The 11,992-nt window shown below is 63.4% G+C and carries 9 protein-coding genes; 8 read left to right on the forward strand and 1 reads right to left on the reverse strand.

Annotated features, from left to right (window positions below; genetic code table 11):
* The first annotated feature begins 84 nt into the window (after positions 1 to 84).
* The 8 genes from LNV06_RS14415 to LNV06_RS14450 all read left to right on the forward strand — a co-directional run bounded on the left by LNV06_RS14415 (position 85) and on the right by LNV06_RS14450 (position 11,083).
* Positions 85 to 3,123: an EAL domain-containing protein gene (locus LNV06_RS14415; RefSeq protein WP_263538981.1), complete on the forward strand. Its 3,039-nt coding sequence runs from the start codon at positions 85 to 87 to the stop codon at positions 3,121 to 3,123.
* 112 nt (positions 3,124 to 3,235) lie between these two features.
* A complete protein-coding gene (locus LNV06_RS14420) occupies positions 3,236 to 4,846 on the forward strand; it encodes an ABC transporter substrate-binding protein (RefSeq protein ID WP_263538982.1) in 1,611 nt (536 codons plus the stop codon).
* Positions 4,843 to 5,880: an ABC transporter permease gene (locus tag LNV06_RS14425; RefSeq protein WP_263538983.1), complete on the forward strand. Its 1,038-nt coding sequence runs from the start codon at positions 4,843 to 4,845 to the stop codon at positions 5,878 to 5,880. The genes LNV06_RS14420 and LNV06_RS14425 overlap by 4 nt, the downstream gene beginning before the upstream one ends.
* Positions 5,877 to 6,806 carry a nickel transporter permease gene (gene nikC, locus LNV06_RS14430; protein ID WP_263538984.1) on the forward strand — a complete coding sequence of 310 codons (930 nt, stop codon included), beginning with the start codon at positions 5,877 to 5,879 and terminating at the stop codon, positions 6,804 to 6,806. Before LNV06_RS14425 ends, nikC begins: the two co-directional genes overlap by 4 nt.
* The gene (locus LNV06_RS14435; RefSeq protein WP_263538985.1) at positions 6,803 to 7,657 is read left to right on the forward strand and encodes an ABC transporter ATP-binding protein; all 855 of its coding nucleotides are present in this window, start codon (positions 6,803 to 6,805) and stop codon (positions 7,655 to 7,657) included. Before nikC ends, LNV06_RS14435 begins: the two co-directional genes overlap by 4 nt.
* Positions 7,654 to 8,442 (forward strand): ABC transporter ATP-binding protein, encoded by a 789-nt coding sequence (locus LNV06_RS14440; protein ID WP_263538986.1) that lies wholly within the window; start codon positions 7,654 to 7,656, stop codon positions 8,440 to 8,442. The genes LNV06_RS14435 and LNV06_RS14440 overlap by 4 nt, the downstream gene beginning before the upstream one ends.
* A 36-nt stretch (positions 8,443 to 8,478) precedes the next feature.
* Entirely contained in the window at positions 8,479 to 8,850 is a 372-nt protein-coding gene (locus LNV06_RS14445) for a methylglyoxal synthase (RefSeq protein ID WP_263538987.1), read from the forward strand.
* Positions 8,851 to 8,968: 118 nt separating this feature from the next.
* Positions 8,969 to 11,083, forward strand: a complete 2,115-nt coding sequence (locus LNV06_RS14450) for a putative bifunctional diguanylate cyclase/phosphodiesterase (RefSeq protein WP_263538988.1) — start codon at positions 8,969 to 8,971, stop codon at positions 11,081 to 11,083.
* A 15-nt stretch (positions 11,084 to 11,098) separates the two neighbouring features.
* Here the strand turns inward: LNV06_RS14450 and LNV06_RS14455 are convergent, their stop codons facing one another.
* On the reverse strand, positions 11,099 to 11,755 hold the full coding sequence (locus LNV06_RS14455; RefSeq protein ID WP_263539151.1) for a hypothetical protein: 657 nt from the start codon (positions 11,753 to 11,755) through the stop codon (positions 11,099 to 11,101).
* Positions 11,756 to 11,992 lie beyond the last annotated feature (237 nt).

Consider the following 11,992-nt stretch of genomic DNA (forward strand, 5'->3'; position numbering starts at 1 on the left):
GGGCGAATACGGGTAGACACAGCCAGGGGCTACCGCACAATATGCCGTAGAAAACAAGTGCTATGCAGCCTTTGGGGGTTAAAGATGCCGGCAGCACCTGTGCCCTATCTGGAATCAGAAAGACTGAGTGCCTTGCGCAGTTTGGGGGTGCTGGACAGCCAGCCCGAGCCCGAATTTGACGCCTTGGTTCAAGCCGCCGCATTGGCTTGCGCCAGCCCGATTGCCCGAATCGGCCTGGTAGATGAAAAACGTGTTTGGTTCAAGGCCGGCGTCGGTCTTGAAGGCCTGGACGAATTGCCGCGCGACGAGGCTTTTTGTGCCCATGCGCTGGTGGCGGGCGGCTTGTTTGAGGTGGAAGACGCCAGCCAGGATCCGCGTTTTTGCGATCTGCCTGCGGTGCGCGGGCCGGTCGGCTTGCGTTTTTACGCAGGGGTGGTCTTGCGTTTGCGCAGCGGCCAAGCCCTGGGCACCTTGTGTGTGTTGGACATGCAGCCCCGGCGCCTGAGCCCCCAGCAAGCATCTGTCTTGATCCATTTGGCCGATGCCGTGGTCTACGCTTTGGAGATGCGCCAGCGTGTGCAGGCAGAGCTGCACATGGCGGCCGAACTGGCCGAACGAGACGCCTGGTTTCGGACTCTCAATGAGGCCGCGCCCGTGGGCGTGTTCCATGCCAATGCCAGTGGCGCTTGCACCTACACCAACCCGCGCTGGCAAGAGATTTTTGGCTTGAGCCTGGCGCAAAGCCAGCAGCAAGGCTGGTTGCAGGCGGTGCATCCGCAAGATCAGGCGCGCGTCTTGCAGCAATGGTTGGCCTGTGCCCGCTCGCAGCGCGAGTTTGAAATGGAGTTTCGGGTGTCGCCGCCCACCGGTGGCTTGCGCCATGTACATGTTCGAAGTCGGCCGGTGCTGGGCAAGGCCGATGAGCTGATCGGCCATGTGGGCGCAGCGCAAGACATCAGCGAGCGCCTGCGCGCACAAGAGCAGCTGCGCCAGAGCGAGGCGCGGTTGAGCATGGCCTTGGACAGCGGCCGCATCGGCATCTGGGAACTGGACTTGCGCAGCGGCGGCCTGGTCTGGGATGCTTGGATGCACCGCCTCTACGGCATGGAGCCCAGCGCGGCGCCTATCAGTTACGCCCATTGGGCCGCCTGTTTGCATCCGGAAGATCGGGTTCGCGTCGAAGGCGAGGTGCACGAGGCCATTCAGGGCTTGAAGCCCTTGGATACTGAGTTTCGCGTGGTGTGGTCCGATGGCAGCGTCCATCACCTGCGGGGCTCGGCGCGCCTGGTGCATGGCGAGCAGGGTCAGGTCTTGCGCATGGTCGGCACCAACTGGGATCTGACCCAGATCCGCCGCCTGGCCGAGGAAATGGCCGCGCGCATGGGCGCGGTGCTGGCCGAGCAGCATGAGTTGCTCTTGGTGACTTTGCGATCGATTGGCGACGCCGTCATCACCACCGACGCCAAGGGCCAGGTCGTCTGGATGAATCCGACCGCCGAACGTCTGACCGGTTGGGGGGCCGACGAGGCCAAGGGACGGGCGCTGGAGCAGGTGTTTCACATCATCGACGAGAACACCCGCGCGGTGACGCCGAACCCGGTGAAGCTCTGCTTGCAAGAGGGCAAGACGCTGACCCAGGCACGCCACAGCTTGTTGATCTCTCGCCAAGGGGAGGAGTTCGGCGTGCAGGACTCGGTGGCGCCGATCCGCAATGAGCGGGGCGAGGTCTTCGGCGTCGTGCTGGTCTTTCATGATGTGACCGAGCAGCGCCGCCTCAGCGGCGAGATGAACTACCGCGCCACCCATGACCCGCTGACCGGCTTGATCAATCGCAGCGAGTTTGAGCTGCGCCTGCGCCGCGTCTTGGAGCAAGCGCAGGGCGATCGCAGCCAGCATGCGTTGCTTTACATCGATCTGGATCAATTCAAACTGGTCAACGACGCCTGCGGCCACGCGGTCGGTGACCAGCTCTTGCAGCAGGTCGCGGGCATGTTGGGCGAGGCGGTGCGCAGCCGCGATACCTTGGCCCGTTTAGGGGGCGATGAGTTTGCGGCCCTGTTGGAGCATTGCTCGCCGGCGCAGGCCCAGCGGGTGGCCCAGCAGGTCTGCGACCGCATGGAAGACTTCCGCTTTGTGCACGACCAGCGGCGTTTTCGCATCGGCGCCAGTATCGGCCTGGTGCCCATCAATAAGCGTTGGTCCACCACGGCGGCGATTTTGCAAGCCGCTGATACTGCTTGTTATGCCGCCAAGGACTCGGGGCGCAATCGGGTGCACACCTGGTTTGACACCGATCAGGCCATGCATGCCCGCCACGGCGAGATGCAGTGGACCACCCGCATTGAACATGCGCTCGACGAAGACTTGTTCGTGCTGTTCGCCCAGCGCATCGAAACCATGGACTTGCAAGAGCATCCGGTTGATAAGCCGCCAGGCCTGCATGCCGAAGTCTTGCTGCGCATGGTGGATGCCGAAGGCCATCTGATCCTGCCGGGCGCCTTTTTGCCGGCCGCCGAGCGATTCAATCTTGCTACCCGCATCGATCGCTGGGTGCTCAGCCGGGTGTTGGCCTGGATGCGCGCCGAGCCCCGCTTGGCGGAGGTGGAGATGCTCAGCGTCAACCTGTCCGGCCAGTCGATCGGCGACCGTGCTTTTCATCGCTGGGCGCTCGAAGCCTTGCGGGAAGCCGGGCCGGATTTGTGCCAGCGCCTCTGCCTGGAGATCACCGAGACCGCCGCCATTACCAGCCTGGCCGATGCGGCTTTGTTCATCGAGCAGGCGCGTGAGCTCGGTGTGCGCGGCGCTTTGGATGACTTTGGCGCCGGTGCGTCTTCATTTGGCTATTTGAAGAACTTGCAAGTCGACTATCTGAAGATCGACGGCCAGTTTGTGCGCGACCTGGTCAGCGATCCGCTCGATGAGGCGGCCGTGCGCTGCTTTGTCGATGTGGCCCAGGTGGTGGGCATGCAAACCGTCGCTGAGTATGTGGACAACCCGGCGGTCTTGCAGCGCTTGCGCGAGATTGGCGTCGACTTCTCGCAAGGCTATTTGTTGCATCGGCCCGCGCCCTTGACGGCATTGATCGGCGCGGAGCTGGCCTCAGAACTGCTCGGCCATGATTGAGTGGGGGCCGACCCTGCTGTTGCGCTGAGCTTCGTCCGCGCCGCTTTGCGAAGCGCCCCACAGCTTGCCGCACAATGCGGGCCTTGCTTTTGAGCCCTTGCTGACCTTGTCCATGCCTGTATCGAACCCCGACCGCCGAACCCTGCTCGCCAGCACTGCCATGCTGGGTTTGGGTACCTGGGTCGCCGGTTGCAGCCATGTCGGCACGCCCAAAGACACCCTGGTTCAGGCTTTCGCCTTTGACGACATCATCACCCTGGACCCGGCGGCTTCTTTCGAAGTCTCCGGCGGCGAGGTCTTGGGGAATACCTACGAGCGCCTGGTCGGGCTGAACTTGGACGCGCCGGGCGAGGTCTTTGGCGTGCTGGCGCAAAGCTGGGAGGTTTCCGCCGACGGCCAGGTCTTCAGTTTCACCCTCAAGCCCGGCCTGCGTTTCGCCTCCGGCAATGCCCTGACGGCCGAGGACGTGGTGTTCTCCTTGCAGCGCGCGGTGCGCATGGACAAGACCCCGGCCTTCATCTTGACCCAGCTGGGCCTGAGCAAGAGCAATGTCGAAGAGAAGGTGCGCCAGACCGGCCCGCTGACTTTGCAATTGCAGATTGGCAAGCCCTTCGCGCCCAGCTTTGTGCTGAACTGCCTGACGGCCACCGTGGCCTCGGTGGTGGACAAGCGCCTGCTCTTGGCCAAGGCCCAGAACGAAGACTGGGGTGCCGCCTGGCTAAAGCTCAACCATGCCGGCTCCGGCCCCTGGACTCTGCGCGACTGGCGTGCCAATGAAATCCTGGTGCTGGAACGTAACGAGCAATTCCATGGCCCCAAACCCAGCCTGGCGCGGGTGATTTACCGCCATGTGAAGGAAGCTGCCACCCAGCGTCTGCTGCTGGAAAAAGGCGATGTCGATATCGCTCGCAATCTGGCACCGCAGGACTTGCTGGCGCTGGCCAAGAGTTCAGAAATCCAGCTGACCCAAACGCCCAAGGGCTCGCTCTACTACCTGGGCCTGAACCAGCGCCATCCTCTGCTGGCCAAGCCCGAGGTGCGCGAGGCTTTCAAATGGTTGGTGGACTATGAAGCCATCGGCGCCACGCTGATCAAGGGCATCGGCGTGCCGCATCAGAACTTCTTGCCGCTGGGCCTGCTGGGCGCCAGCCGCGAGCAGCCCTTCCGCTTGGACGTCGATCGCGCGCGCGCGCTACTGGCCAAGGCCGGTCTGTCGCAGGGCTTCAAGATCAGCATGGATGTGCGCACGGTGCAGCCGGTGCAAGGCATTGCCGAGGCCATCCAACAAACGGCGGGGCGCGCCGGCATTCAGATCGAGATCATTCCCGGCGATGGCAAGCAGGTGCTGACCAAGTACCGCAACCGTCGCCATGAGCTTTTCATTGGCGACTGGGGTTGCGACTATTGGGACCCTCACACCAATGCCGACACCTTCACCCGCAACCCCGACAATCGCGACGATGCCAAGAACCGGCCGCTGAGCTGGCGCAATAGCTGGGAGATCCCCGAGCTGACCCGCCAGAGCGATGCCGCCGTCTTGGAGCAAGACCCGCAGCGCCGCATCCAGATGTATGAAACGCTGCAGGCCGAGTTCCGCCGCAGCAGCCCTTTTGTGATGATTTTTCAGCAAACCCAGGTGGCCGGTGTGCGCCGCCAGGTGCAGGGCTTTCGCATCGGCCCGACTTCTGAGACCACCTTGATGGCGCCGGTGAGCAAGGCATGAGTAGCGCACTTGCATCCCCTTGGCGCCAAGCCGGTCTGGCCTTGGCGCGTTTTGTGCCCGTGCTGTTGCTCACCTATTTGGGCCTGCTGGCGGTGACCTTCTTTATCGGCCGCGTGGTGCCGGTGGACCCGGTGCTGGCCGTGCTGGGCGACCGCGCCACGGAAGCGCAAATGGCCGAGATGCGCGAGGCCATGGGCCTGAATCAGCCTTTGTGGCAGCAGTTCCTCGACTATGTGGGCAAGGTCTTGCGCGGCGACTTCGGCAGCTCAGTGCTGACCGGGCGCCCGGTGATTGATGACATCAAGCGGGTCTTTCCGGCCACGATGGAATTGGCCACCGTGGGCATTTTGATTGGCACCCTGTTCGGCATTCCCTTGGGTGTCTGGGCCGCGGTGCGGCGCGGCCGCTTGGCAGACCAGTTGGTGCGGGTGATGGGTCTGGTCGGCTATTCGGTGCCGATCTTTTGGCTGGGCTTGATGGGCTTGGTGATCTTCTATGCCAAGCTTGATTGGGTCGGCGGCCCGGGGCGCATCGGCATCGGCTTTGCCTACAGCGTGCCAACCCACAGCGGCCTTTTGCTGGTGGACGCGGCCTTGGCCGGCGAATGGCAGGCCATGCGCAGCGCCCTGGCCCATCTGGCCCTGCCCGCGTGCTTGCTTGGTTATTTCTCGATGGCCTATATCAGCCGCATGACGCGCAGCTTTATGTTGAAAGAGCTGAGCCAGGAGTACATCGTGGCCGCGCGCGCCAAGGGCTTGAGCGAGGCCCGCATCATCTGGGCCCATGCCTTGCGCAATGCGGCCGTGCCCTTGGTGACCGTGGTGGCGCTCAGTTATGCCGGCTTGTTGGAAGGCTCGGTGCTGACCGAGACCGTGTTCGCTTGGCCGGGCCTGGGTCTTTACATCACCAACTCTTTGCAGAACGCCGATATGAACGCGGTGCTGGGCGGCACGCTGGTGGTGGGTTCGGTCTTCATCGCCTTGAATCTGTTTTCGGACCTGATGTACCGGCTTTTGGACCCGCGCACCCGATGAGCTCGATTGAAACATCCCTCCCTGCGAGCGGCCTGAAAGCCTGGCTGATGAGCGAGCGGCCCGCCTCGCGGCGCCAAGCCGCGCTGGGCCGGGCCTATGCCGGCTGGTGTGCGTTTGCGCGCAATCGGCTGGCGCTGCTGGGCTTGTTCATCATCCTGGTCTTGGGTCTGGTGGCGGCGCTAGCGCCCTGGCTGGCACCCTATCGGCCCGAGGTGGGTGACTTGATGACGAGCCGTTTGCTGCCGCCCTCAATCGCCCATTGGTTGGGTACCGATGACCAGGGCCGCGACATCCTCTCGCGCCTGATTCACGGCTCGCGCATCACGCTGTTTGTGGTCACCTTGGTGGCCTTGCTGGCCGCGCCGATTGGTTTGTTGGTGGGCAGCTTGGCCGGCTTCTTGGGCGGCTGGGCCGATGCGGTGCTGATGCGGGTGACCGATATCTTCTTGGCCTTCCCGCGCTTGATCTTGGCCCTGGCTTTTGTGGCCGCACTGGGCCCAGGCATTGAGAACGCAGTGCTGGCCATTGCCATCACCTCCTGGCCGCCTTATGCCCGGATTGCGCGGGCCGAGACCCTGAGCATTCGCAATGCTGACTACATCTCCGCGGTGCAACTGATGGGCGCCTCTAAGGCGCGGGTGGTCTTGCGCCACATCATGCCGCTGTGCCTGCCCTCGGTGATCGTGCGGGTGACGCTGGACATGGCCGGCATCATCTTGACCGCTGCGGGCCTCGGCTTTCTGGGCCTGGGCGCGCAGCCGCCAATGCCGGAATGGGGCGCCATGATCGCCGCCGGCCGCCAATATGTGCTCGACCAATGGTGGGTGGCCGCGGGGCCAGGTCTTGCCATCTTCATCGTCAGCCTGGCCTTCAACTTGCTGGGCGATGGACTGCGCGATGCGCTCGATCCCAAGGCGGGTGAATGATGCGTGAAGAAGCGATGTTGAGCGTCGAAAACCTGCGCGTGGCCTTTCCGCTGCGCGATGGCGGCGTCCATGAGGTGGTGCGCGGCGTGTCTTTCACCCTGGGGCGCGAGCGCCTGGGCATTGTGGGCGAGTCGGGCTCGGGCAAGTCGCAGACCGGCCGGGCCATCATGGGCCTCTCGGCACCAGAGGCGCGCATCAGCGCCGAGCGTTTGGACTTTCAAGGCGTCGACCTGTTGCACTGCAGCCCTGCCGAGCGGCGTTCGCTGCGCGGTCAGCGCATCGCCATGGTTTTGCAAGACCCGAAGTATTCGCTCAACCCGGTCATGCGCATCGGCGAGCAGATCGCCGAGACCTTGCTGGCCCACCACCGCTTCAGCCGCGCCGAGGTGCAGTTGCGCGTCTTGCAGGCCTTGAGCGATGTGGCGATTGAAGACCCGGCGCGCGTCAGCCGGCTTTACCCGCATGAGGTCTCGGGCGGCATGGGTCAGCGGGTGATGATGGCCATGATGCTGATTGCCGAGCCGCAACTCTTGATCGCCGACGAGCCCACCTCGGCCCTGGATGTGACGGTGCAGTTGCAGCTGCTGGGCATTCTCGACAAGCTGGTCCGCCTGCGCGGCATGGGGCTGATCTTCATTTCGCACGATCTGCGTCTGGTCTCGAGTTTTTGCGACCGCATCTTGGTGATGTACGCCGGCCGGGTGGTCGAAGAAATCGAGGCCAGCCGTTTGCATGAGGCCCAGCACCCCTATACCCAAGGCCTGCTGAACTGCTTGCCGCGCTTGCATCAGCCGCGTCACCCGCTGCCGACGCTGCAGCGGCAAGAGGCTTGGAAGGAGGGCGGCGTATGAGCACAAGCCAGCAAGGTTTGGGCCTGTCCATCCAAGGTTTGCAGGTCCGCTTTGGCGACTTCACCGCCATCCATGATTTGAGTTTGACGCTGGCGCCGGGCGAGAGCTTGGGACTGGTGGGCGAATCTGGCTCGGGCAAGTCGACCATCTTGCGTGCGGTCTGTGGCTTGGTGCCGCGTGCGGCCGGCACGATCCGTCTTGTTTCTGAGAACGAGGGCAGCAGCACTCTGCCCGCTCCGGGCAGCGCGGCCTTCCGCCGCTCCGTGCAGATGGTCTTCCAGGACCCTTACGGCTCGCTGCATCCGCGCCAGACCGTGGACCGCATGTTGGCCGAACCCTTGGCCATTCATCGCTTGGGCGAGCCCGAAGCCCGCATTGAAGCGGCGCTGGACGCGGTGGGCCTGGGGCAGGGCTTTCGCTTCCGCTATGCGCATCAACTCTCCGGTGGCCAACGACAGCGGGTGGCGATTGCACGTGCCCTGATCCTAGAGCCGCAGATCCTCTTGCTGGACGAACCGACCTCGGCGCTGGATGCCTCGGTGCAAGCCGAGGTGCTGAACCTGCTGGAGACCTTGCGTCGCGAGCGCGGCCTGAGCTTCTTGATGGTCAGCCATGATCTGGCCGTAGTCACGCATCTTTGCGAGCGCCTGGTGGTGATGCACCGGGGCCGCGAGGTGGAGACCCTGGCCGCGAGCGATCTGGCCGGGCAGCGGGTTCGCGCCGACTACACCCGGCAGCTGATGCAGGCCTCGGCAGGCTTTGTGCGGGCAGCGCATGCGACTTGACGCTCTGCTGTAACCCTCAATCTTTAAGATGGCTGCATGAAGATTGCGCTGATCGCCCACGATGGCAAGAAGAACGAGATGGTCGCCCTGGCCGCCAACTTTTTGCCCTTTTTGAAAACCTGCACCTTGATGGCCACCGGTACCACCGGCCGGCGCCTGCATGAAGAATTGGGGCTGGAAATTGAGCGCATGCTCAGCGGCCCCTTGGGCGGCGACTTGCAGATCGGCTCTCGGCTGGCTGTGGGCCAAGTCGATGCGGTGATTTTTCTGCGCGACCCGATGACACCGCAGCCGCACGAGCCCGATATCAACGCCCTGGTGCGTGCTTGTGATGTGCACAACGTACCCTGCGCCACCAACCTGGCTGGCGCCCGATTGATGCTGAAGTGTTGGGCAGAAACGCACTGATTTCGCCCCGCTTTCTTGGGTGACAGTGCGGCGGCAAGCTGGCTAAGATGCGGCAGGGCTCATGTTGCCGCTGCCGTGTGCGACGCTGCCTCCCAACCTCCCCACCCACATGGCCTTGATGGAATCGCGAATTCGCTTTAGCAAGCGCATCGGCACGCGCCTGGGCCTGGCTTTTGCCGTCCTGATGATCTCTTTGTTGGCCTTGGCTGCGCTGACGATGGTTCGGCTGGATGCTTTTTCGCGCGCCTTCACCCGCGTGGTGGGCGAGCAGGCCGAAACCCTGGAGAGCATCAACGACGTCAGCGCCAATGCCGAGGACGCCGCGCGCAAGCTGTTGGTCTTGATCAGCAGCGAGCGCGAAACCCGGGTCTTGGCCTATACCGAAATCGATGCGGCCAATCGGCAGCTCGACTCCGCCATGCTCCTGCTGGACCAGCGCTTGCCGGCCGGCGAGCGGCGCCAGGCCTGGTTCAATGTGCAACAGCGTCTGAAGCAATACCGGCATCGTTACGGTCAGACGGTGGACCTGATCGAGGCCGATCAACATGGCGCCGCACTCGATATGTTGGGCGGCAAGACCGAGGAAGCGCTCAGCCTCTTGATCGACGGGATTCGCAGCTTGTCCAGCCTGGAACAGGTGGCTTCGCTGCAGCAGGCCCAAGAACTGCGTGGGCAAATCGACCGCGATCGCAACACGGTGCTGCTGCTGTGCTTGGCGGCTTTGGCCGTTGGTGGCACGCTGGCCTTGTGGGTGACGCGCAGCATTGTGCGGCCCCTGTCCTTGACTGAGGCGGGTGCCCGTGAGATCGCAGCCGGACATTACGCGCACCGCATTCCCGTCAGCAGCCGCGACGAAGTCGGGCGCTTGTCTACCGCGATGAATACCGTGGCTGAGGCCGTCGGCGAGCGTGAACAGCGTTTGCTGCGCATGGCCAATGTGGACATGTTGACCGGGCTGGCGCTGCGCTCGCGTTTCATTGCCGATGGCGATGAGTTGCTTGAGCGCTTGTCCAAGATCCGCGGCTTGGCGGTCTTGATGTGCATGGACGTCGATCGTTTGAAGACCGTCAACAGCGTGCTGGGTTTCGACGCTGGCGACGCGCTCTTGGTCAGCGCCGCCGGCAAACTCTCCGGCATGCTGGACGCCAAAGCTATTTTTGGTCGATTGGCCGGCGGCACTTTTGTCGCCTTGGTGCCGATGGATCAGGCGGAGGATGCGGCTCAATTGGCCGAACAGGTGCAAACAGCGGTGCAGCACAAGCACCGCTGGCAGGGCCAGACCTTGGATTTGTCGGTCTCGGTCGGCATGGCGCTGTACCCAGACCATGCCGAAGGCTGCGAGGCCCTGCTGCGGCGCGCCGAGCAGGCCATGTTCGAGTCCAAACGCCAGCGCTTGCCGGTGTCGGTTTACAACCCCAATTTGGAAGCCTCGCGGCTGGCACATCTGAGCTTGCTGTCGGACTTGCAAGAGGCCATCGAACAAGGGCAGTTGCGCCAGTTCCTGCAGCCCAAAGTGTCTGCGGTCGATGGCCGCCTGCTGGGTGTTGAGGCCTTGGTGCGCTGGGAGCACCCGCAGCGCGGCTGGCTGCCGCCCAGCGAGTTCATTCCCTTTGCCGAAAGCACCGGGCGCATCCGCCAGGTGACCCAGTGGATGCTGGAAGAAGCGGTGCGCACGCTGGCGGCCTGGCAGGCCGAGGGGCGGCCTTTGTCGATTGCGGTCAATGTATCGACCCTGGACCTGCAAGATGAAGCCTTGCCCGAGCGGGTTGAGGCCTTGTTGGCGGCCTCGGGTGTGCCGCCTCATGCGCTGCAACTGGAACTGACCGAGACGGGGCTGCTCGACAGCGGCATGGACCCGATTGGCGTCTTGCATTCGCTGCGCAAGCTGGGCGTGCGCCTGGCCATTGATGACTTCGGCACCGGCCAGTCCTCGCTGGCCTATCTGCAGCGCCTGCCGGTGCACGAATTGAAAGTGGATCGCAGCTTTGTGGACCGGGTCGATGGTGACGCCAAGCGTCAGGAGTTGCTGGGCTCCATCGTCAAGCTGGGGCACAGCCTGGGTTTGACGGTCACTGCCGAGGGCGTCGAGAACGAAGCCGAGCTTGCCGTCATTCGTGCCACCGGTTGCGATTTGGTGCAGGGCTACTTCATCGCCAAGCCCATGGATTTGCAGCGCCTGCAGCTATGGCGTGAGCAACGCGACGCCCAGTCGCGCTCCGGCCCCTTGGTCTGAGAACAGGCCGGCGGGCTACTTTCTGACCTGACCATTGCGCCCATTCCCTCCATTGGGCCCGAACAGCGCATGCGCCAAGGCCTCAATCAGCCCTCCTGAAGAACGGCGGTCTTGCAGCGGCGCTTGGCGGGTTTGTTCGGCCAGCCGGCGATAGCGGTCTCTTTGCTCGGTTGAGCCCAGGCGCTCCCAAGCGTCGGCCGTCAATTCATACTGAACGGCCAGATGCTCGCGCTGCTGCTCCGGGCTGTCACCCGCAGCCGGTACGCGTGAGGCGCAGGCGCTGAGGCTGAGCCACAACACGAGCGGCAAGGTGGCGCGGCATCGGGCCAGGGTTGACCGCCAATCCATGTGCTTTTTCATGTCCGCAGTGTGGTCGGCACCAGGGAAGCGGCCAAGCGCTCGCTGCAAAGTGCTGTTTTTTGAGGTCTTGGGCAGCGGTTTTTGCCACCTCGAGGCGTCAAGTTGCACAAGAAAATACGGCGCCTGTTTGGGCAAATCGGCATTCCAAAGTAAAATGCTCGATTCTTTCCAACTCTGCCGCGTCGAGTTTGGGCGATTTTCTTGCTCGATCAGTGCCGCGTCTTTACTTGTTTTACTAGTAAGGGGGTTGGTGAACCTTGCTTTTTGCAACCAATCCTTTGTTCCGGAGCCATTCATGGGCAACAAAATCATCACCGAAGCCGCTCGTCGCGCTACCCCCCGCCCTGTCGCCCCCAAGGGCGTGACTTTCACTGCTCCCCGTGGCCAGAAGTGCAGCCTCGAGCGTGGTTCGCACACTCGCAGCAAGAAGAACCCTGGCAAGCGTTGCAGCAACGGCGGCTGATTGCCGTCGCTTGTCACTGACGTCGGCGCCCGCATCGGGTCGACGTCGGGCAGGGAAATGAGATGAGGCCCCGTTCAGGGCCTCAT

It is taken from the genome of Paucibacter sp. Y2R2-4 (assembly GCF_025717535.1).
Taxonomy (GTDB): domain Bacteria; phylum Pseudomonadota; class Gammaproteobacteria; order Burkholderiales; family Burkholderiaceae_C; genus Paucibacter_A.